Source organism: Terrabacter sp. MAHUQ-38, assembly GCF_014518425.1.
Lineage (GTDB): Bacteria > Actinomycetota > Actinomycetes > Actinomycetales > Dermatophilaceae > Terrabacter.
In genome coordinates, this window is the sequence record NZ_JACVCU010000003.1 from 841,858 (window position 1) to 863,086 (window position 21,229).

Sequence of the window (21,229 nt, forward strand, 5' to 3'; positions counted from 1 at the left end):
GTCCTAGTGTCGGAGCCCTCCGGTCCGGGCGTACCGCGCGCCGTCAGCGACCGTCAGGAGGAGGTCACGATGCCCGATCTGCGCTGGGACGCCGACACCTTGGTGGCCCGCTACGAGGAGGTCCGAGCTCACACCGAGTCGCTCGCGGCCCCGCTCTCCCCGGAGGACCAGACGGTCCAGTCAATGCCCGACGTGTCACCCACGAAGTGGCACCGTGCGCACGTCACGTGGTTCTTCGAGACGTTCGTGCTGGCCGAGAACGAGCCGTCGTTCCAGCCGTACCAGGACCAGTACTGGTTCCTCTTCAACAGCTACTACGAGGGCGTCGGGCCCCGCTACGCGCGCGCCGAGCGGGGCCACATCACGCGTCCCGGCGCCCATGACGTCGGCCTCTACCGCGCCGAGGTCGACGCGCGCATGCGCGACCTCGTGACGACGCTCGACGGCGGCACGCTGGAGAAGCTGACCTCGACCATCGAGCTCGGCTTCCACCACGAGCAGCAGCACCAGGAGCTGCTGCTCATGGACATCAAGCACGTCCTGTCGGTCAACCCCCTCCGCCCTGCGTATGCCGGCACCCCCCTCGCGCCGACCGACCCCGACCCGTTGGGCTGGGTCGACGTCGAGGGCGGCCTGGTCGAGGTGGGGCACCGCACCGGCGGCTTCAGCTTCGACAACGAGCTGCCGCTGCACCAGCAGTGGCTCGAGCCGTACCGCCTCGCCGACCGCCTCGTCACCAACGGCGAGTGGCTCGAGTTCATGGCCGACCGCGGCTACGACCGGCACGAGCTGTGGCTCTCCGACGGCTGGGGCCGCGTGCGCTCCGAGGTGTGGCGCGCGCCGTTCTACTGGACCGAGGTCGACGGCGTCTGGTTCGAGCACACGCTGAGCGGCACGCGCCCGGTCGACCCGGGCCTGCCGGTCAGCCACGTCAGCCACTACGAGGCCGACGCGTACGCCACGTGGGCCGGCAAGCGGCTGCCCACCGAGGGCGAGTGGGAGCACGCGGTCGTCGCCGACGGCCAAGCCGACGCATCGGCATCCGGCGGCAACCTCTCCGACCTGCAGACCTTCCACCCGCGCGCGGCGGGGCCGAGCACCGGTCACCTGCGCCAGGTCTACGGCGACTGCTGGGAGTGGACCTCGTCCGCCTACCTCGCCTACCCCGGCTACCACCCGCCCGCCGGCGCCATCGGCGAGTACAACGGCAAGTTCATGTCGGGTCAGATGGTGCTCCGCGGTGGGTGTGCCCTGACACCGCCGGGCCACGCGCGGGCGAGCTACCGCAACTTCTTCCCGCCAGGGTCGCGCTGGGCCCTGTCCGGCGTCCGCCTCGCCGACGGCGGAGCCCGCTGATGGTGGCGCGCGAGCCGGTCGTCACCGTCGCGCTCGATCCCGACTGGGCCTCGGGTGCACTCGTCGACGACGTACGTCGCGGGCTGGGGTCCCAGCCACGCACCCTGCCGCCGAAGTGGCTCTACGACGACGTGGGCTCCGAGCTCTTCGACGCGATCACCCGGCTGCCGGAGTACTACCCGACCGAGCGCGAACGGGCCATCCTGCGCGACCACTCCGCCGACATCGTGGCGGCGTGCGACGCGACGACGATCGTCGAGCTCGGCAGCGGCACGAGCGACAAGACGCGCACCCTGCTCGACGCGTTCGCGCACGCGGGCCGGCTCCGGCGCTTCGTGCCCGTCGACGTCTCCGACGCGACGCTGCGGCAGGCCGCGGCCGAGCTCTCGGAGCGATACCCGTCGACCACGGTCGAGGCCCTCGTCGGCGACTTCACCCTGCACCTGGGGCACCTGCCGCGCGGCGACCGGCGGCTCGTCGCGTTCCTCGGCGGCACGATCGGCAACTTCTACGTGGAGGAGCGCGCCGCGTTCCTCGGGGCGCTCGCTGACAGTCTCGAGCCCGGCGACTGGTTCCTCCTCGGCTGCGACCTCGTCAAGAGCACCGACCGGCTCATCGCGGCCTACGACGACAGCCGCGGCGTCACGGCTGCCTTCGTCACGAACTGCCTCCACGTGCTCAACCGCGAGCTCGGCGCCGACTTCGACGTCGCGGCGTTCTCGTACGTCCCGTTCTGGGACCCGGGGATGGAGCGGATGGACCTGCGGCTGCGGGCCGACATGCCGCAGCGGGTCAGCGTCCCGGGAGCGGGCATCGAGTTCGACCTCGCGCACGGCGAGGAGATCCGCGTCGAGATCTCGACGAAGTTCCGGCCGGAGCGCATCCGCGACGAGCTGGCCGCCGCCGGTTTCACCGTCGAGCGCACGTGGACCGACCATGACGGCGACTTCGCCCTCACCCTGGCGCGTCTCCAGGGCTGACTTCCATCTCCGCCACAGGTGGGCCGGGCCTCGCCAGACGTCGAGTGGCCCAGACTCAACCCACCCCGTGACGACGCGGCCACTCGAGTGCCGAGTGGCCGCGTCGTCACCTGCGCGACCCTCTGGTCGTCACACTCAGGCCAGGAGCAGGACGGTGAGGGTCTCGAGCCACCAGCGCTCGACCTCGTCCTCTGACCAGCCGCGTTCCTGGATCGCGACGTCGAACGTCTGGATCGAGCACGTCATCGCGTAGACATCGAGCGCGCGGTCGAGCGTCATGCCCGGGCGAAAGGCCGCCTTCGGCCACGTCGAGAAGACCCGACGACGAGCTGCGTCGCCACGAGCGCGCCCCTGCTCGTAGGCGGCCGCGAGCGCCGGCTCGTTGCGGCGACCCTCCACCGTGAGCCTCAGACCGTCACCACCACGCTCGAACAGGCGCCGGTCGAAGCGCACGAAGGCCGCGAGCTGGGCAGCCGGGTCACCGTCGGCGGCCTCGAGCTCGCCCCTGACCTGCTCGACGCCCGCGTCCATCTCGCCGCTGTCGACGAGTGACGCCGCCAGCCCGGCCTTGGTGCCATACACGGCATACACCGTGGCCTCGGACACCCCGGCATCCGCGGCGACCGAGCGCACGCTGGTGCCGGCCCAGCCGGACTCGATGAAGCGAGCGCGCGCCGCCTGGGCGATGAGCTGCTTCGTGCGTTCGGCCTGCTCCTCACGCAGCGAGGAGCGGTAGGCGCGGGTGGCCGGCTCGGACTTCTTCACGAAACCACTGTACAGGTCTGGTGAGTGGTTCTATATTGACTGAGCGCTGCTTAATCAATAATGACTATCTCATCCAAAGGAGAGCACGACCATGAGCACGACCCAGCTGCACCCCGCGACCGAGACCCAGGTCGCCACCGACGTCCTCGCCCGCCTCGAGGCGGCCTGGAACGCCGGCGACGGTCAGGCGTTCGGCACCCTCTACGCCGACGACGCGACCTTCGTGACCATCCGCGGCGACCACCTCCGTGGACGGGCCGCGATCGCAGGCGGGCACGCCGCGATCCTTGGCTCGATCTACGCCGGCAGCACCAACCGGATGGAGGTCCTCGACGCGCGTCGGGTCGCCGACGACGTCATCGTCATGACCTCGCGCAACACGCTCGACGCGCCCCACGGCCCGCTCGCCGGCGTCCACGCCGCGATGTCGACCTCCGTCCTCGTCCACACCGGCGACGCCTGGCAGATCACGGTCACGCACAACACCCTCGAGGCGACGCGATGAGCGCGGTTGCAGGTAGCGCGGTCGGGGAGGCACTGACGAGCCCTGACCCCCGGACCGGTCTCCGGCACCCCGACACCGAGGTCGGCAGCCGCCCCGCCATCCGTCGGTCCGCGGCCGTGTTCGGTGTCGGCGGGCTGCTCCTCGCGGTCGGCGGAGGGATGCACCCGCACGAGACCGACGGCACCATGGAGCAGAGCCTCCTCGCACTGATCGGCTCCCCGGCGTGGCTGCCGGCCCACGCGGTACTGCTCGTCGGGATCCTCACTGCCATCGTCGGCCTCGTCCTGCTGCGCCGGCACCATGCCTTCCCGCGCAGCGTCCGCCCATGGCTGACCGGGACCATCGTGGGGTGGACCGTCGCGGCACCGGAGTTCGTCCCCCACCTGCTCGCCGGCTCCGAGCACGACGCCCTCGCGACAGGTGGCTCGACCCCGATGGTCGACACCCACCTGGCGATGTCGGTCGTCACGAACCCACTCGTCGGCATCGGCGGCGCCCTGCTCGCCGTCGCGGTCGCGCGTGCGGCACGGACGAGGCCGGCACGCGTGCTCGCCGTCTTCGCCGCGGTCGGGGGTCTCGCCTTCTCGGCAGCCGCACCGCTGCTGCTCGCCACGGGCAACCCACAGCTGTCGAACCTCTTCAGCGCCCAGGCCCTCCTGGACGTGTGGGTCATCGGCACGGCGGTCCGCCTCGTCCTCGGCACGCGAACGGCACGCGTCTGAGCCCTGCATGCGAGGTAGCTCCGCGTCGCCGGTGACGCGGAGCTACGTCGACTCAGGGGCGTTTGGCACACTGGGGCGACAGTTACGACACAACGTAGGAGACAAGCTCATGACGCCTCGCACCCTCTACCGCCGGATCGCCCTCGCGGAGGTGGTGACGTGGGCGCTGCTGCTGCTCGGGATGGTCCTCAAGTACGTCACGCGCACGACCGAGCTCGGCGTCAAGGTCTTCGGCCTGGCGCACGGAGTCGTCTTCATCGCCTACTGCCTCATCACGCTCGTGCTCTGGGTCACCCAGCGCTGGACGGCCCGTGAGGGACTGCTCGGCCTGCTCAGCGCGGTGCCACCGTTCCTCACGGTCTGGTGGGAGCGCCGGCTCGAGCGGCGCGGGCGCCTCGACGGCGGTTGGCGCCTCGGCCGTGGGGGTGACACCCCGTCGAACCCTGCCGAACGCGTTGTCGCCGCTCTTCTGGCCCGCCCGGCAGTCGCGGTCGGCGTCGGCGTGGTCGCCGTGGTGGCCCTGACCGGTGTGGCCCTCGTCGTCGGCCCGCCCGCCAGCACCACCCAGGGCTGACCCCGCTCCCCGTCGAGTGGGCAAGCTGCCACCCGTCGGAGGGTCGGCGGGCGGGGCGGCATACGGTGTCCTCGAACGACGTGACGACGGGAGCGCAGATGGGTGCGGTCGTAGTGCTCGCCGGCGAGGTCCGGGCGGAGGCCGTCGGCAAGACGATCGACGAGACGACGTTGCTGCTGCCGACCGACGTCAGCGCCGACCCCGGCGAGTGCGTCGTGCTGCGCGGGCCCAACGGCTCGGGCAAGACGACGCTGCTGCGGATCATCGGCGGGCTGCTCGTGCCGAGCACCGGGACCGCGACCATCGGTGGCCGCGAGGCCGACGAGCGCGACCGCGCGGTGCGGGCGGCGGTCGCGGCGCTCCTCGGCGCACCGACGACCTACCGCGACCTCACCCTCGTCGACCATCTCGTCCTCATCGACTCCACGTGGGGCGGAGACCCGGCGACCTCCGACGACCGCAGCCTCGCGCTGCTCGACCAACTCGGCATCGCGCACCTCGACGACCGCTTCCCGCACGAGCTCTCGTCGGGCCAGGAACAGCTCTTCCGGCTCGCGCTCACGTTCTCGCGGCCGGCGAGCGTCGTCCTGCTCGACGAGCCGGAGCAGCGGCTCGACACGGCAAAGCGGCAGGTCGTGGCTGAGCTCATCCGCGAGCGGACGACGGCGGGGGCGACCGTGGTCATGGCCTGCCACGACCCCGAGCTCACGGCCAGCCTCGCGACCCGCGTCGTCGACGTCGTGCCGGCGCGCTGAGCCGGACCACGCCATGAGCAAGCGAAAGCGCTTCGCCCCGGACGAGACCCCGGCCGTCGACAGGACCGACGACGATATGCAGGTGGTCGACTACGACGACCACGACCTGCTCGGCCAGGCCGACTGGGTCATCGGCGGAGAGGCCGCTCGCAAGGCGCGCCAGCAGGGCCTGTATGCCGGCTACGTCCTCTTCCTCGGGGCCCTCGTCTACGGTCTGCCGATCGTCCAGACCGTCTTCCGAACGTCCGATGCGGGCTCGCTCGGGCAACAGCTGCACTCGCCCGTCGCCGTGGCGCTGCTCGTCGTGTCGGTGGGTGCCCTGCTCGGCGCGGTCGTGTTCGCGGGCCGCTTCCGTGGCCCGGTCGTGCCGCCGATGCCGTGGATCGACCTCGTTCTGATCGCGCCGCTCGACCGTGCCCTCGCGCTGCGCCGGTGGTGGCGCTACGCCGCGGTCGGCGGCCTCTTCGTCGGGGGCCTCAGCGGACTGACGATCGGCGCGGGACTGGCCTTCGCCCAGGTGGCCGGGATCGTGGCCATCGGCGTCACGACCGTCGCGGGGGCCGCGCTGGGCGTGCTGGCGAGTCGGCTGTGGCTGTGGTCGCAGGTGCGCTCGTGGCCAGGCCCCGACCGCGGACTCAGCCTGCTGTGGCGCGTCCCCGACGCCCTGCGGGAGCTGCACTCCGAGTCGCTGCGCGCGCACTCCGCCAACACCTCGACTTTGACCGGGTCGGCCCTCACCGGCAACCTCCGGACTGCGCGGCTGGCCCTGACCCGGCCGGTGCGCCACGGCCGTTCGGCGCGGCTGCGCCCGGGCCGGCCGTTCGGGGTGTTGGTCCGCCGCGACGTCATCGGCCTGCGGCGGACGCCCGGGGCCTTCCTCTCCGGTCTCGGCCTGGCCCTCCTCGGCGGGGCCGTCGTCACGTGGGCGTTCGCCCAGCCGGCGGCGCCGAGCATCGCCGCGACGATCGGTCTCCTGCCGCTCTACCTCGGGTTCGGGGCCTGGTCGGAGGGGCTGCGCCTGCAGGCCGACAACGTCGGCACCCCGTCGCTGCTCGGCACCGGAGAGGTCGTCGAGGCGCTCGCGCACCTCGTCGTCCCGACGGCCCTCACGGCATTGGTGCTCACCGGCTGGGTCGCCGTCACAGGCCTGTTCGGGCCGGTGCCGGTCGCGGCGGCCGTGTCGCTGTGCCTGGTGCTGGTGCTCGTCGTCGCGGGCAACGTGCTGGCGGCGTTCCGCGGATCCCCGACGTTCGTGCTGCGCCCCCAGATGGTCGTGGCGTGGTACGCCATGCCTGCCGTCACCGTCGTCCTGCTCGGCTCGGTCGTGGCGGTGCTGACCAAGGCGGCCAGCTACACGTGGCTCTCGGTCGTCAGCTGGCTCGTCTACGCGGTGCTCCTCTGGGCCGTGTCGCGGGTGCGCCGGCTGACGTATCTGCATCGCGCCTGAGCGACCAACCGGTTCGCGGCGCGGGTCGGCCAGTCGTTAGGTTCGTGGGCCATGAGCGAGCTGCGCACACGCGACGTCGTCGAGTCGGACCTGCCCGCCGTCCTCGCCATCCGCAGCCGGTCCTTCGGCCCGCTGGGCGTCGGCGGCGAGGACTGGTGGCGGCGGGTCTCTGCCGAGACGCTCGGCGGCCGGATGATCGCCGTCGTCGACGGGTCGGACACCGTCCTGGGCGCCGGGCGGATCCGCCCCTACGAGCAGGCGTGGGGTGGTCGGCACCTCCGCATGGGCGGCGTGGCCGGCGTCTACGTCGAGCCGAGCGCCCGCGGGCGCGGGGTCGCGACGACCCTGACCCGGGCGCTCGTGGCCCGGATGGCCGAGCTCGGCGACGTCGTCTCCTGCCTCTTCCCCACGACGGCGACGCTCTACCGCCGCTCGGGCTACGAGATCGGCGGCACCCAGACGAGGACGACGTATGCCGCCCACGTCCTCCGCGACCTCGGCTCCGCCGGTGCCGGGCACGCCACAGGCAAGCGCCCGGAGCGGCCGCGCACCGCCACGACCGGGGACGCCCAGCAGATGCACGACCTCGCGCGCGAGGCGCACGCCCGTCACGCGTCGAGCGGACCGATGGTGCCCTCGGTGGCGGCGTTCCGCGGGATGCTCGAGCGGGACGAGGTCATCGCGTACGTCCTCGGCGACGGATTCGTCGTCTACGGCCTCTCCGACGACGCCGTCACGGTCGAGCACCTCGTCGCGGCGACGCCGGAGTCGGCGACGACGTTGTGGGGTCTTGTCGGTTCAGGCTCGTCCGCGGCCCCGACCGTGCACACCTACCTCGACCCACGCGATCCGGTGACCCTCGCGATCGGCGGCCTGGCCGCGAACGAGGTGCAGCAGGTTCCCTGGATGGCCCGGGTCGTCGACCTCGAGGCAGCCGTGTCCGGGCGCAGCTTCGCCACGCACACCTCGGTCGAGGCGTCACTGGTCGTCGACGACCCGGATGTGCCCGCCAACTCGGGGCACTGGACCGTGGGCGTCACGGGCGGCAGAGGCACCGCGACGAGGACCGACGACGCCTCCACGCCTCGAGCTGGTAGCGGTGGCGCGGCCGCCTCGACCGCGAGGCGCGAGCCACTTCGGGTCGACGCCCGGGGGCTGTCGGCGCTCTGGTGCGGGTGGTCCGTGTCTCGGCTGCGCCAGGCGGGGCTCGCGACCGGTGGCGACGCCGACGGTGACGCCGCCCTCGACGCCGTGTTCGCGTCGACCCCCTACATCACCGAGTACTTCTGAGCCGGAAACCAGCTCACCACGCGTCGAGGTGATCCCTCGCGGCCCAGCGCGACGGCACACTTCGACCCAGCACGGGGCCGAGCCTGCGTCAGGCGCGCGACTCAGCAGCCTCGACGCGCTCGGGCTCGCGGACCGACGGAAGGGCCAGCAGCGCGATGACCGCCATGGCTCCGACGACGAGCAGGGAGCGCAGGACGCCGACGTGGTCGCCGAGGAAGCCGAGCAGCGGCGGACCGGCGAGGAAGGCCGTGTAGCCGATCGTCGAGACGACGCTCATACGGGCGGGGGCCCGTGCCGCGTCGTCGGCGGCGGCGCTCATGCCGACGGGGAAGCCCAGGCTCGCGCCGACGCCCCAGACGGCCGCCCCGACGAAGGCGAGGACCGGGCCGCCGAAGACGACGAGGAGGCAGCCGACCACGGCCGAGACGAAGAGGACGCGCAGCACGGGGATGCGGCCGCGCTCGTCGAGCAGTCGCGTCCCGAGCAGCCGGCCGGCGGTCATGGCGGTGAGGAAGACGGCGAACCCGACGACGCCGACCCAGCGCTCGAGGCCGTAGCCGTCCGAGAGAGCGACGGCGACCCAGTCGTTGGCGGTGCCCTCCGTGAACGCCGCGGCGAGCACGACGACGCCGATGAGGATGGTGCGCGGCTCACGCCACGCGGACGCGATGCCCGCCTTCTGCTTGACCTCGCTGCCGTCCTCGTCGAGCTCGACCTCGCGAGGCAGGAAGGCCTTGAAGAACCAGGGTGTGACGGCGAGGAGCATCACGACGACGCCCACGAGGTGGACCGCGATCGAGACGTGCAGGGCCGACAGGCCGGCGCCGATGAGCGCGCTGACGACGGTGCCTCCGCTGAAGGCGGCGTGGAAGCGGGGCATGATCGCCCGGCCGAGGTAGCGCTCGACGGAGGCGCCCTCGAGGTTCATCCCGACGTCGAAGACGCCGACGCCCATGCCGACGAGGAAGAGCCCCGCCATGACGACCGGACGGTTGTGCAGGCCGGTGACGCCGACCCCGACGGCGGCGAGGCCGACACTCTGCACCAGGGCCGCACCGAGGAGGGTCCGTGCCGCGCCGAGGTGGTGGACGATCCAGCCGGAGATCGGCAGGCCGAGGACCGAGCCGACTGAGGCCGCGAGCAGCGTGACGCCGAGCTCGCCCGCGGTGAGGGCCAGCTCGTGCTTGAGGTCGGGCACACGCGACGCGAACGCCGCGAAGGCGGCACCGTTGATCGCGAAGGCCGTGAAGACGGCGGTGCGTGCCGTGCGGACGACGGCGGCCGGCGGGGCGCTGGCGGCGGACATGTGTGAAGCCTCTCAGGACTGGGCCGTACTCTGCTTCGAATCGATTCGACTCGAATCGTTTCGATAGGATGCCTCCCATGGTTGCCCGAGGTCAAGCCCGCCCCACGCTCCGCGACGTCGCCGAGCGCGCCGGGGTATCGGTCTCGACGGCCTCGCTCGTCTTCAGCGGCAAGGGGCCGGTCGCCGAAGCGACGGGCGAGCGCGTCCGGGCCGCCGCTGCCGAGCTCGGGTTCACCGGTCCCAACCCGCTCGCCTCGTCACTGCGCCAGGGCCGGGCCGGTGCGGTCGGGGTCCTCGTCGAGGGCCGGCTCCGCATGGCGTTCCGCGACCCCTTCGCCGTCGCCGTCCTCGACGGTCTCGCCGAGGAGCTCGAGCGCGTGCCGACGGGGATGCTCCTGCTCGGCCAGCCCACCGACGACGTGGAGTCCGTCGTGCCTCAGCTCGCCGGGCTCGCGCTCGACGCCGTCGTCTTCTCGCTGTGCGGCCCCGGTGACCACCCCGCGGTCGACCACCTCGCCGCCCGCGGCATCCCGATGTTCAGCACCGGCGTCCCGAGCGACCGGCGCGTGACCCAGGTCCGCATCGACGAACGAGGCTCCATCCGCGAGATCTCACGCTACGTGCGCGATCTCGGCCACCGGCGGGTCGCCCAGGTCGCCATGCCGCTCGGGCCGATGGGTGAGCCGGGACCGATCCGCGAAGAGCTCGTGACCGACGCCAACGCGCAGATACCCTCGGTCGGCCGCGTGCTCGGCTTCCGCGACGTCTTCGGCGCCGACGCACCCGTCATCCAGACCGGTGACGGGTCGTCGGTCGAGGGCGGCATCATCGCGGGCCGGGCCCTGCTCGACGTCCCGGAGCGGCAGCGGCCGACGGCGATCGTCGCCCAGTCCGACGTCATCGCCGCCGGTGTCGTCATCGCCGCCGAGGAGCTCGGCCTCCGCGTCCCCGACGACCTCAGCGTCACCGGCTTCGACGGTGTCGACCTCCCGTGGCTGCCGCACCGTCTCACGACGATGGACCAGCAGGGCCGCGAGCGCGGCCGGATCGTCGGTCGGCTCGTGCGTCGCCGGCTCGACGGCACGCGCCCGCGCAACGTCGTCGCGCCCGCCACCCTGCGCGAGGGCACGACGACCGCTCGACCGCGCTGACCGCTCGACCGCGCTGACCGGCACACGGCGACCGGATCGCCGCGGGAACAGGGACACCCCGCGTACCTGGAAGAGCTCTCCTACCCTTGCTGCATTCCTGCCCTGGGGGAGTTCGGAGAGGTACCACCACGCGGGGTGCCGACGGTCAGTGTATGCGCCGTCGACGTCAGCCGGAAATCCGCCCGTCCGCGGGCTCCGGGACCCTCTCGACCAGGCGGATGCCGTTGACGTGCGGCGGCAGACGACGCTCGACGACGAGCGCGATGACCGCGAGCAGCGCGCACGCGCCGACGAGGAAGCCGATGTAGACGAGGCCCAGGTCGCGGCCGATGAGCACGCTCGCGACGACGGGTCCGACGACGAAGGCGACCGAGAACATGAGCGAGCTGAGCGCGTTGTAGCGGCCACGGAGGTGGTCCGGCGCAAGGTCGTTGACCATGGCCGCGCTCGTCGGCTGCAGCATGGTCTCGCCCAGGCCGAAGACTCCGGCACACGCACAGAGGAACACCGTCGCGACGAGCGTGCCCGGCACGAGCGACGTGGCGCCGAGCAGCGACCACGCGACCATCCACGTCAGCGCCATGACGACCGTGACCCGGGTGCGACGCCGGCCCTCGATGCGCTGCAGCACGAACAGCTGGAGCACGACGATGACGATGGTGTTGGCGGCGAAGGCGTAACCAAGGCCCTCCGTCGAGATCTGCCCCTCGGCGCGCGCATAGGCGGGCATGCCGGCATTGAGCTGGGGATAGCTGACGAGCGCCGCGACCGAGACGAGCAGCAGCAGCGCCCGCAGCCGTGGGTCGCGCAGCAGAGCGAGGTAGGAGATCTTGGCGCCGTCGTCGTCGGCGGGCCGCTCGGCGCGGTCGCGCGCGTGCCGCAGCGGACCGAGCAGGATGATGAGCGCCGGGACGTAGCTGAGCGCGTCGAGGAGGTAGACGGCGGTGAACGTGCCCGGACGCGCGACGTCGACGAAGCGGCCACCGACGATGCCGCCGATGCCGATGCCGAGGTTGAGCAGCGTGAAGTTGAGGCCGAAGTAGCGCTGCCGCTGGCCGGACGGGATGAGGTTGCCGATGAGCGCGCTCGACGCCGGCCACACGATGCCGAAGCCGTAGCCGAGGAGCACGAGCGCGAACGCGGCCTGCGCCGTCGTCGTGGCATAGGCCAGCAGGATGTCGGCGAGCAGCAGGGCCACGAGGCTGCTCGCGTAGACGCGGCGCGGGCCGATGCGGTCGATGAGCGCCCCTGCGGGCGTCACCAGGACGATGCCGACCCCGGCCTGCAACGCGAGGAGCAGGCCGACCGTCTCGAGCGCGATGCCGCGGACCTCGTGGAGGTAGACGACCATGAACGGCAGGACGAGCCCCGTGCCGATCGCCTGGAAGACGACGGTCGAGATGAGCAGCCTTCCGTCACGGGGCAGGTCGTGCCAGAAGGAGGACAACGGCGGGCGGTCGGCGGTGGTCGAGCTCACCGGGAGAGTCTGCCGTCCAGCACCGACAGTGTCGTGCGCTTTTTAGGCCGAGGGAGGATCGGGGAACCGTCGGTCGCTCGTTCGTCGCTCCCGACGGATCCGGAAGACTCCGCCGAAACGGATCGACCCCGTCGCGCTGGGCGCGACGGGGTCGATCCGTTTCGGCGGAGGATGGGGGATTTGAACCCCCGAGGGTTTTATCCCAACACGATTTCCAATCGTGCGCACTAGGCCACTATGCGAATCCTCCGTCGGGCAGGTTACCGGAGCCCGACCGCCGACAAGAAATCGTGTCATCGTCCGAGGTGGGTGAGACCCGATTGCCGCGCGTGAGCCCGCCCTGAAAGCATCGGTCGCATGTCGCTCGCCGCACTCCACCGCCGCAACCTGCTCAAGGAGACCGACCTGACGCCCGATGAGTTCCGGGCGCTGCTCGACCTCGCCGCCGAGCTGAAGGCAGCGAAGCGCGAGGGCCGCGAGGAACGGCGCCTCGCCGGCAAGAACATCGCGCTCATCTTCGAGAAGACCTCGACCCGCACCCGCTGCGCGTTCGAGGTCGCGGCCGCCGACCAGGGCGCGAGCACGACCTACCTCGACCCGAGCGGGTCGCAGATCGGTCACAAGGAGTCGGTGAAGGACACCGCGCGCGTGCTCGGCCGCTTCTACGACGGCATCGAGTACCGCGGCTCCGGCCACGACGTCGTCGAGACGCTCGGCGCGTTCGCCGGCGTCCCCGTCTGGAACGGCCTCACCGACGACTGGCACCCGACGCAGTCGCTGTGCGACGCGCTGACGATGCGCGAGCACGCCGGCAAGCCCGACGAGCAGATCGCGTACGCCTACGTCGGCGACGCCCGGTTCAACATGGGCAACTCGCTCCTGGTCACGGGGGCCATCCTCGGCATGGACGTGCGCATCGTGGCACCGCGCTCGCTGTGGCCGTCGGACGCCGTCGTCGCCCTCGCGCGCAGGTATGGCGCCGAGACCGGTGCGCGTGTCACGGTGACCGACGACGTGGCCGAGGGCGTCAAGGGCGTCGACTTCGTGCACACTGACGTCTGGGTGTCGATGGGCGAGCCGAAAGCCGTGTGGGCCGAACGCATCGGGCTGCTGGGGCCCTACCAGGTCAACGCGGAGCTGCTTGCGCTGTCAGGCAATCCGCGGGTCAAGTTCATGCACTGCCTGCCCGCCTTCCACGACCTCGAGACGAAGGTCGGCCTCGACGTCCACGAGCAGTTCGGCCTCAAGGAGCTCGAGGTCACCGACGACGTGTTCGAGTCGCAGGCGTCCATCGTCTTCGACCAGGCCGAGAACCGGATGCACACGATCAAGGCAGTCATCGTCGCGACGATGACCCAGCTCTGACGCCCGCCGTTCACGCTCGGGTGGGGGCGGCGTTCACGCGGGTGCGGGAGAACGGCATCCATGCGCATCTCTCGCCGCCCACACTGCTCCCCCGTCCGCAGCTCCCGCCGCTCCGCACGCGGCACTCGAACGCTGCACGCGACGCTCGCCGCGCTCCTCCTGCTCCCGGTGCTCGGCACCGCGGCCACCGCGTCCGCGTCGGCTGCCGAGGCCGGAGACGCCGCTGGACAGCAGAAGGACGGCCACTTCGGCTTCGCCGTCATCGGTGACGTGCCCTACGGCGCGGCGCAGATCGCGGCGTTCCCGTCGATGGTCGACCGGATCAACGCCGAGCCGGGGCTCTCGCTCGCGGTCCACGTCGGCGACATCAAGAACGGCTCGTCGCCCTGCACCGACACGTACAACGCGATGATCAGGGCGCAGTTCGAACGGTTCGTGGCGCCGCTGCTCTACACGCCGGGCGACAACGAGTGGACCGACTGCCACCGCGCCGCGGCCGGCGGTTACGACCCGCTCGAGCGGCTCGCCGCCGTGCGCGAGACGTTCTTCGCCCAGCCGGGACGGACGCTGGGTGCCGCTCCGATCACCGTCGGCTCGCAGGCGGCCCGAGGCCTCCCCGAGAACGTGTCGTTGCGCCGCCAAGGCCTGTCCATGGCCACGCTGCACGTCGTCGGCAGCAACAACGACCTCGCGCCGTGGACGGGCCTCGGCCTCACCTCCCCCACCGCCGAGCAGGTCGCCGAGGAGCGCGCCCGCATGGACGCGACGACCGACCTCGTCCGCGAGACGTTCGCCCGGGCGCGGCTGCGCAACGACCGCGCCGTCGTCCTCTTCCAGCAGGCCGACATGTTCGACCCGACGTTCGCGCCGACCCCGGCCGGCACGTCGTCGTTCAACCGGCTCGTCCAGGTGCTCGTCGACGAGGCGAGCACGTTCGACGGCGACGTCTACCTCTTCGACGGCGACAGCCACCACTACAACGTCGACCAGCCGCTGGCGACCGGCTCGCGCTGGCTGGGCTACTACGACGTCAAGGGCACGGCCGACAACCTGACCCGTGTCACGGTGGACGGCGAGGAGCAGAACACCGACTTCCTCAAGGTCACGGTGAACCGCCCGGGCGCCGGGCACGTGCTCTCCTGGGAGCGCGTCCCGTACGCCTCCTGACCCCTTGTGGGGGCCACCACCACCTGGCGTATGCCGTCGCGCGAGGTCCGCGCGACGGCACCCACGGGTGCCGGGCCGGCGTCAGGACGTCAGCGCCGGCGAGGCAGGTAGCGGTGCTCCGGACGCCCGGTCGAGCCGTAGGTGAGGTCGAGGTCGAGCAGCTGCTTCTTGACGAGACCGGCGAGGTAGCGCTGCGCCGTCGGCCGGCTCGCGCCGAGGATCTCGGCGACCTCGGCCGCCCCGATCGGCGCGGGCGCGGCCGCGACGATCTCGAGCACGCGGGCCATCGTCGGCTGCAGCGTACGGGTCGCGGCGGCCCGGCGAGGCGGTGCGCCCCGGAGGCCGTAGAGCGTGTCGACGACCTGCTGGTCCGCCTCCGGTTCGCGGTCCATCCGCTCGGCCCAGGTGCGGTAGCCCTCGAGCTGCTCGCGCAGGGCCGCGAAGGTGAACGGCTTGACGAGGTAGTACAGCGCCCCGAGCTGCATCGCCGTGCGCACCGAGTCGATGTCGCGCGCCGCCGTGACGAGGAGGAAGTCCGGTACCCGCTCCCCCGAGGCCGCGATCTGCCGGATGAGGTCCAGCCCGCTGAAGTCGGGCAGGTACATGTCGAGGAGCAGCAGGTCCGGCGTAGTCGAGCCGACGAGCTCACGGGCCTCGGCGCCGGTGTGGGTCTCGCCCACGACCTCGAAGCCGGACACCCTGGCGACACTGAGGGCGTGCGCCTGGGCGACGCGGTAGTCGTCGTCGACGACGAGGACGCGGATCATGACACTCCTTCGGGGACCCGCAGCGGCAGCCGGACCTCGAACCTGGCACCGTCGGGTGAGCTCACCTCGATCGTCCCACCGGCCCGTGTGACGAGCCGGTGCACGAGTGCGAGGCCGACACCGCGGCGCATCTCGCCCCGCGGCTGCTTCGTCGAGAACCCGTCGAGGAAGACCTCCCCCAGACGCTCCTCGGCGATGCCGGGCCCCGTGTCGGTCACTGTCAGCAGCAGCGCGTCGGCGGTGCAGAAGACCTGCACGACCACCTCGCCGCGAGGGTGCTTTCCAGCCGACGCGGGATCGTCGGCCACGGCGTCGACGGCGTTGTCGATGAGGTTGCCGAGGACCGTCACGACGGGCAGGTCGTCGTCGCGTCCCGCCTCGAGACGGCTGCTCGGGTCGAGGCGCACGACGACGTCGCGCTCCGCGGCCACCGTGGTCTTGGCGAGCAGCAGTGCCGCGACGACCGGCGAGCCGAGACGCGCCCGGATCTCCTCACTCGCCATGACGGTCCCGGCCTGCAGCTCCTGGCTGTAGCGCGTGGCCTCCTCGACCTCACCGAGCTCGAGGAGCACCGAGAGCACGTGCAGGCGGTTCGAGAACTCGTGCTCCTGCGCCCGCAGGGCCGTCGAGAGGCTCTCCATCGAGTCCAGCTGACGTACCAGTGCCTCGAGCTCGGTGCGGTCCCGGATCGTGACCACCCAGCCGGCGTTGCGTCCCGCCACGATGACGGGCATCCGGTTGAGCACGAGCAGGTGCTCGTCCGTGACGGCGACGAGGTCCGCGCCCTCGACCTCGCCCGTGATGATGCGCCGCAGCCGGCCTTCGGGCACCACGTCCTCGACCCGGTGGCCGAGCCCGGACGACGTGATGCCGAGCAGCCGGCGCGCCTCCTCGTTGAGGACGTTGATCGATCCCTTGGCGTCGACGGCCAGCACGCCTTCCCGTATGCCGTGGAGCATCGCCTCCCGCTCCTGCATGAGCGCGACGATCTCGGCCGGCTCGAGACCGAAGGTCACCCGCTTGATCGCGCGTGCCAGCAGCAGCGAGGCGGCGATGCCGAGAGCGAGGGCGATGCCGGCGTAGAGCGCGATGTCTAGGACCTCGGCGTGGAGCCGCACGCCGACCTCCGACTCCAGGATGCCGACCGATACCTCGCCGACGCTGCGTCCGGACGCGTCCACGATCGGTGCCCGGGCGTTCGCGGAACGGCCCAGGCTGCCCGCGTCGATGCCCGTGTGCACCTGCCCGTCGAGCGCGACGACTGGTTCCTCGATGCGCTGGCCGATGAGGGCGGGGATCGGGTGTGAGTAGCGCCGGCCGCTGCCGTCGATGATGACGACGTACGACGCGCCCGTCGAGGCTCGGACCCGTTCGCCGAGGGCGGGCAGCACGTGCTGGGGATCGCCGCTCTGCACCTCCTGGGCGACCTGGGGCACGCGGCCCAGCGTCACGGCGATGCCGGTCGCCTGCTCGGTGGCTCGGGTGTCAGCGACCTGGGACGTCAGGCGGGCGAACAGGGCAAAGCCCACGGCCAGCGTGACCACGACGATCCCGAGGACGGCCAGCAGGATCCGAGCGGCCAGCGTCCTGCCCAGTGGCGGCATACGTCTCCTCCGCTCTTTGGGGTCGCCACCAGCATGGCTGAGCAGATTGCACAAAACCATCTGTATCGCGGCTATCGGACCGAACGATCACAAGCGTTCCGGCCGGGCACCGCCTCGCCCTACGTTGACGCAACTCAACGAGGAGAAAGGACGGGGCACATGCCGGCCATCGAGCTACGCAACGTCACCAAGAAGTTCGCCACTGCGGACGGCGGTACCTACACCGCGATCCAGGACCTGTCGCTGACCGTGGAGGACGGCCAGTTCTGCGCCGTCGTCGGACCCACGGGCTGCGGCAAGTCCACGACGCTCACCCTCATCTCCGGGCTCGAGCGCCCCTCCCGCGGAGAGGCTTTCGTCCACGGCGAGCCCGTGCGCGGCATCGACACAGGCACCGGTTTCGTGTTCCAGCAGGATGCGGTGTTCCCGTGGCGGTCGGTGCTCGACAACGTCGCGGCCGGGCCCGTCTACCGGGGCGAGAGCCGCACGGAGGCCTCGAAGCTCGTCCGCGACTGGCTGCGTCGCGTCGGCCTCAGCGGCTTCGAGGACCGCTACCCGCACCAGCTGTCGGGCGGCATGCGCAAGCGCGTGGCGCTCGCGCAGTCGCTCATCAACACGCCGCGCATCCTGCTCATGGACGAGCCGTTCAGCGCGCTCGACGTGCAGACCCGGGCGATCATGTCGACCGAGCTGCTGCACCTCTGGGACCAGACGAAGCCGGCCGTGGTCTTCGTGACGCACGACCTGGAGGAGGCCATCGCGCTCGCCGACAAGGTCGTCGTCATCACCGCCGGCCCCGGCACCGTGAAGGCCGAGTTCGAGATCGACCTGCCCCGCCCACGGGTCGTGCAGGAGATCCGCTTCGACCCGCGATTCACGCGTCTGTACGAGCAGATCTGGGAGGCGCTGCGTGCCGAGGTCGCCGAGGCCTACGCCCGCACGACGCGCCTCGCGGAGGTGGCGTCATGACCGCCGCACCGACCCGCCACGAGACGCAGTCGCCGGACCCGACGGCGGTCACGACCACCACGACCGTCCCCACCGCGGAACCGAACCCGGGGCCATCGCACGGGACCCGCGCCAGACGTCGCCGTCTCGCCCTCGGCGGGATGCGCGTCGCGATCGTGGTCGTGCTGCTCGTGTCGTGGCAGCTGTGCGTCAACGCGAAGATCGTCGACCCCTTCTTCTGGGGAGAACCCACGGGCGTGTGGGCCGACCTCTACGACTGGGTCACCGTCGGCACCAGCCAGGGCTCGCTCGGTGACCAGATCCTCGTCACGCTCGAGGAGGCGGTCCTCGGCTTCGCCATCGGATCGGTCCTCGGCGTGGTCTGTGGCATCGCCCTCGGCCGCGTGCGCATCCTGTCCGAGCTCTTCGCGCCCTTCCTCAAGGCGGCGAACTCGATCCCGCGCATCATCCTCGGCTCGATCTTCACGGTGGCCTTCGGCTTCGGGATCCAGTCGAAGGTCATCCTCGCCGTCGTCCTCGTCTTCTTCGGCGTCTTCTTCAACGCCTTCCAGGGCGCCCGCGAGGTCGACCGCAACCTCATCGCGAACGCGCGGCTGCTCGGCGCCTCCCGCTGGCGGGTCACCCGCGACGTGGTGCTGCCCTCCGCGTTCACCTGGATCCTCGCCAGCCTGCACATCAGCTTCGGCTTCGCCCTCATCGGTGCTCTCGTCGGCGAGATCCTCGGCGCCAACCAGGGGCTCGGGCTTCTGATCCGCTCGTCGCAGAACAACTTCGACATGAACGGGGTGCTCGCCGGCATGGTGCTCGTCGCCGTCATCGCCCTGACCGCCGAGGGCTTCATCAGCCAGCTCGAACGGCGCCTGCTGCGCTGGCGGCCCCCGCAGAGCCACGGAGGTCCCGCCGTCGAGTAGCACGACCCGAACCGCGAGCACCCTTCCCACACACCACCTAAAAGGAGAGTCCCATGAACACCAAGCGCATCGGCGCCGCAGGCGCTGCGCTCCTCGCTGCTACGACCATGGCCGCGTGTGCCAACAACGCATCGGGCGCCACGACGAGCGCCGGCAGCGTCGACGCGAGCGCCCCCACCGTGACGATCATGGTCGGCGGCCTGAGCAAGCAGATCTACCTGCCGTTCATGCTGGCCAAGCAGCTCGGCTACTACGACAAGATCGGCGTCAACGTGAACCTCGTCGACGAGCCCGCCGGAGGCGACGCGACGCAGAACATGCTCGCCGGCCAGGTGCAGGGCGTGGGCGGCTTCTACGACCACAACATCGCCCTCCAGGCGCAGGGCAAGTCGTCGGAGGCCGTCATCTCGATGCTGCAGATCCCCGGCGAGGTGGAGCTGTGCCGCAGTGACCTCAAGGGCGTCGTCAAGAGCCCGGCCGACTTCAAGGGCCGTTCGCTCGGCATCACGGACACCGGGTCGTCGACCGACTTCCTGACGCAGTACCTCAGCAAGAAGAACGGCGTGGACCCCACGCAGGAGACCCGGCGCGGCGTGGGCGCGGGCCAGACGTTCATCGCGGCCATGAAGCAGAAGGCCATCGACTGCGGCATGACGACGGAGCCGACGGTCTCGCAGGCGGTCTCCGACGGCACCGCGTTCATCCTGCAGGACATGCGCACGGCGGCCGGCTCCAAGGCCGCGCTGGGCGGCACCTACCCCGCGACCTCGCTCTACATGCAGACCGACTGGGTCAACCAGAACAAGGCCACGGTGCAGAAGCTCGTCAACGCCTACGTCTCGACGCTCGCCTGGATCCAGCAGCACGACGGCGCCGCGATCGCCGACAAGATGCCGGCCGCGTACTACAAGGGCGTCGGCAAGGCGGCCTACGTCAGGGCGCTCGACAGCGAGAAGGGAATCTTCAACCCGACCGGTCTCATGCCCCAGGACGGCCCGAAGACCTGCCTGGCCGTGCTCGGCGAGTTCAACCCGAAGGTCAAGGGCAAGAGCATCGACCTGGCCAAGACCTACACGAACGAGTTCATCAAAGCGGCCACACGCCTCAGCTGACCCCGTCCCCCCGCAACACACCGAGAGACACGCAACCCACCGGGATCGGATCCCGGTGGGTTGCGTGTTTCCGAGTGCGTTGCGGGGCCGGACCGTCCTCAGCCCTCGATGGTGACCGTCGGGCACTGGCGGAGGGTCTGGGTGGGCGTCGGGACCACCGGCACCTTCCCGAAGCTCTTCCAGGCCTGCCCCACGACCAGGTCGATGGTGTCGCCCTTGCGCTTGTCGTTGACGTAGACGGCCTTCGGCACATGCGTCTTGAGCAGGCGCGCCGAGTCGGCGCCCTCGGGACCGAACCGGATCTGCGCCACCTGCTTGACGGTCGCGTCCTTGGGGTCGTTGCCGATGGCCTTGACCTTGAAGCCGCGCGTGATCGCGCTCTTGGCAACGGCCGCAGCGAGTCCCCTGCGGTCCGTCGAGTTGTAGACGTTGAGGCTCACGTCGGCAGGGCGGAGGGGCTGCTCCGGGACCTCGGTCGTGCACGGGCCCGGTCGCGGCGTCGTGTCGCGGAAGTACGTCGAGGCGTAGTAGAACGCCCCGGCGAGCGAGAGGAGGACGACCGCGATGACGATCGTCGATCGGCGCTGGCGACGCACGCGGTACGTGCGGTCGTCCTCGTCAACGACTGTCGACATCCACGCTCCTTCGTCCGGCGTCCCCCGCGATCGGGCGTCCTCGTGTCAGGAGAGTACGAGGACTCGGGCGTGAAGGACAGGTCTCTGCTGCAGCGCGGCGCGTAATGCCCGGTGCAGGCCGTCCTCGAGGTACAGCTGGCCCTCCCACTCGACGCAGTGCGGGAAGAGGTCCCCGTAGAACGTCGAGTCGTCGGCGAGCAGGCCCCGCAGGTCGAGCGTGCTCTTCGTCGTGATGAGCTCGCCGAGCTGCACCACCCGAGGGGGAACGTTCGACCAGTCCTTGGTCGTCTCGAGTCCATGGTCGGGGTACGGGCGCGAGTCGCCGACGGCCTTGAAAATCACCGGGTCAGCATAGACATCGAACGTGACGT

General features: G+C 71.1%; 21 protein-coding genes, 1 tRNA gene and 1 other RNA gene. 14 read left to right on the plus strand and 9 right to left on the minus strand.

Features of this window, described 5'->3' with window-relative positions; translation table 11 throughout:
- The first annotated feature begins 69 nt into the window (after positions 1-69).
- Complete coding sequence (gene egtB, locus H9I49_RS14895) at positions 70-1,356, plus strand: ergothioneine biosynthesis protein EgtB (protein WP_188031122.1); 1,287 nt, start codon at positions 70-72, stop codon at positions 1,354-1,356.
- Positions 1,356-2,336 (plus strand): L-histidine N(alpha)-methyltransferase, encoded by a 981-nt coding sequence (egtD, locus tag H9I49_RS14900; protein WP_188031123.1) that lies wholly within the window; start codon positions 1,356-1,358, stop codon positions 2,334-2,336. Before egtB ends, egtD begins: the two co-directional genes overlap by 1 nt.
- 135 nt (positions 2,337-2,471) lie before the next feature.
- Here the strand turns inward: egtD and H9I49_RS14905 are convergent, their stop codons facing one another.
- Positions 2,472-3,101: a TetR/AcrR family transcriptional regulator gene (locus tag H9I49_RS14905; protein WP_188031124.1), complete on the minus strand. Its 630-nt coding sequence runs from the start codon at positions 3,099-3,101 to the stop codon at positions 2,472-2,474.
- A gap of 91 nt (positions 3,102-3,192) precedes the next feature.
- On the opposite strand from H9I49_RS14905, the gene H9I49_RS14910 reads away from it, so the two are divergent.
- The 6 genes from H9I49_RS14910 to eis all read left to right on the plus strand — a co-directional run bounded on the left by H9I49_RS14910 (position 3,193) and on the right by eis (position 8,394).
- Positions 3,193-3,606, plus strand: a complete 414-nt coding sequence (locus H9I49_RS14910; protein ID WP_188031125.1) for an SgcJ/EcaC family oxidoreductase — start codon at positions 3,193-3,195, stop codon at positions 3,604-3,606.
- Positions 3,603-4,328 carry a hypothetical protein gene (locus tag H9I49_RS14915; RefSeq protein ID WP_188031126.1) on the plus strand — a complete coding sequence of 242 codons (726 nt, stop codon included), beginning with the start codon at positions 3,603-3,605 and terminating at the stop codon, positions 4,326-4,328. The genes H9I49_RS14910 and H9I49_RS14915 overlap by 4 nt, the downstream gene beginning before the upstream one ends.
- Positions 4,329-4,437: 109 nt before the next feature.
- Positions 4,438-4,902: a DUF3817 domain-containing protein gene (locus H9I49_RS14920; protein WP_188031127.1), complete on the plus strand. Its 465-nt coding sequence runs from the start codon at positions 4,438-4,440 to the stop codon at positions 4,900-4,902.
- A gap of 98 nt (positions 4,903-5,000) precedes the next feature.
- Positions 5,001-5,657: an ATP-binding cassette domain-containing protein gene (locus H9I49_RS14925; protein ID WP_188031128.1), complete on the plus strand. Its 657-nt coding sequence runs from the start codon at positions 5,001-5,003 to the stop codon at positions 5,655-5,657.
- 13 nt (positions 5,658-5,670) lie between these two features.
- Entirely contained in the window at positions 5,671-7,104 is a 1,434-nt protein-coding gene (locus tag H9I49_RS14930) for a hypothetical protein (protein WP_188031129.1), read from the plus strand.
- Positions 7,105-7,155: 51 nt separating this feature from the next.
- Entirely contained in the window at positions 7,156-8,394 is a 1,239-nt protein-coding gene (gene eis, locus H9I49_RS14935) for an enhanced intracellular survival protein Eis (RefSeq protein ID WP_188031130.1), read from the plus strand.
- An 88-nt stretch (positions 8,395-8,482) separates the two neighbouring features.
- On the opposite strand, the gene H9I49_RS14940 is transcribed toward eis, so the two are convergent.
- Positions 8,483-9,700, minus strand: a complete 1,218-nt coding sequence (locus H9I49_RS14940; RefSeq protein WP_188031131.1) for an MFS transporter — start codon at positions 9,698-9,700, stop codon at positions 8,483-8,485.
- Positions 9,701-9,777: 77 nt separating this feature from the next.
- Here H9I49_RS14940 and H9I49_RS14945 point away from each other — a divergent pair, with 77 nt between their 5' ends.
- Positions 9,778-10,851 carry a LacI family DNA-binding transcriptional regulator gene (locus H9I49_RS14945; RefSeq protein ID WP_223128687.1) on the plus strand — a complete coding sequence of 358 codons (1,074 nt, stop codon included), beginning with the start codon at positions 9,778-9,780 and terminating at the stop codon, positions 10,849-10,851.
- Between the two features lie 46 nt (positions 10,852-10,897).
- On the opposite strand, the gene ffs is transcribed toward H9I49_RS14945, so the two are convergent.
- The 3 genes from ffs to H9I49_RS14960 all read right to left on the minus strand — a co-directional run bounded on the left by ffs (position 10,898) and on the right by H9I49_RS14960 (position 12,578).
- Positions 10,898-10,994: signal recognition particle sRNA small type (gene ffs / locus H9I49_RS14950), an RNA gene on the minus strand.
- A gap of 23 nt (positions 10,995-11,017) precedes the next feature.
- Entirely contained in the window at positions 11,018-12,328 is a 1,311-nt protein-coding gene (locus H9I49_RS14955) for an MFS transporter (protein WP_188031133.1), read from the minus strand.
- A 165-nt stretch (positions 12,329-12,493) separates the two neighbouring features.
- Positions 12,494-12,578 (minus strand) — tRNA-Ser (locus H9I49_RS14960).
- A 107-nt stretch (positions 12,579-12,685) separates the two neighbouring features.
- Between H9I49_RS14960 and argF the strand changes: the two genes are divergently transcribed.
- Positions 12,686-13,693 (plus strand): ornithine carbamoyltransferase, encoded by a 1,008-nt coding sequence (gene argF, locus H9I49_RS14965; RefSeq protein WP_188031134.1) that lies wholly within the window; start codon positions 12,686-12,688, stop codon positions 13,691-13,693.
- Between the two features lie 60 nt (positions 13,694-13,753).
- Positions 13,754-14,860 (plus strand): metallophosphoesterase, encoded by a 1,107-nt coding sequence (locus tag H9I49_RS14970; RefSeq protein WP_188031135.1) that lies wholly within the window; start codon positions 13,754-13,756, stop codon positions 14,858-14,860.
- An 89-nt stretch (positions 14,861-14,949) separates the two neighbouring features.
- On the opposite strand, the gene H9I49_RS14975 is transcribed toward H9I49_RS14970, so the two are convergent.
- Positions 14,950-15,627 (minus strand): response regulator, encoded by a 678-nt coding sequence (locus H9I49_RS14975; protein WP_188031136.1) that lies wholly within the window; start codon positions 15,625-15,627, stop codon positions 14,950-14,952.
- Positions 15,624-17,231 (minus strand): sensor histidine kinase, encoded by a 1,608-nt coding sequence (locus H9I49_RS14980; RefSeq protein ID WP_223128688.1) that lies wholly within the window; start codon positions 17,229-17,231, stop codon positions 15,624-15,626. Before H9I49_RS14980 ends, H9I49_RS14975 begins: the two co-directional genes overlap by 4 nt.
- Positions 17,232-17,390: 159 nt before the next feature.
- Here H9I49_RS14980 and H9I49_RS14985 point away from each other — a divergent pair, with 159 nt between their 5' ends.
- Genes H9I49_RS14985 through H9I49_RS14995 form a run of 3 tightly spaced genes read left to right on the plus strand, consistent with a single transcriptional unit; the run spans position 17,391 to position 20,223 of the window.
- Positions 17,391-18,200 carry an ABC transporter ATP-binding protein gene (locus H9I49_RS14985; protein ID WP_188031137.1) on the plus strand — a complete coding sequence of 270 codons (810 nt, stop codon included), beginning with the start codon at positions 17,391-17,393 and terminating at the stop codon, positions 18,198-18,200.
- Complete coding sequence (locus tag H9I49_RS14990) at positions 18,197-19,111, plus strand: ABC transporter permease (RefSeq protein ID WP_188031138.1); 915 nt, start codon at positions 18,197-18,199, stop codon at positions 19,109-19,111. The genes H9I49_RS14985 and H9I49_RS14990 overlap by 4 nt, the downstream gene beginning before the upstream one ends.
- 53 nt (positions 19,112-19,164) lie before the next feature.
- Complete coding sequence (locus tag H9I49_RS14995; RefSeq protein WP_188031139.1) at positions 19,165-20,223, plus strand: ABC transporter substrate-binding protein; 1,059 nt, start codon at positions 19,165-19,167, stop codon at positions 20,221-20,223.
- A 98-nt stretch (positions 20,224-20,321) separates the two neighbouring features.
- Here the strand turns inward: H9I49_RS14995 and H9I49_RS15000 are convergent, their stop codons facing one another.
- Positions 20,322-20,858, minus strand: coding sequence for a LytR C-terminal domain-containing protein (locus H9I49_RS15000; RefSeq protein WP_188031140.1), 537 nt, complete (start codon positions 20,856-20,858; stop codon positions 20,322-20,324).
- 45 nt (positions 20,859-20,903) lie between these two features.
- Positions 20,904-21,200, minus strand: coding sequence for a type II toxin-antitoxin system VapB family antitoxin (locus H9I49_RS15005; protein ID WP_188031141.1), 297 nt, complete (start codon positions 21,198-21,200; stop codon positions 20,904-20,906).
- Positions 21,201-21,229 lie beyond the last annotated feature (29 nt).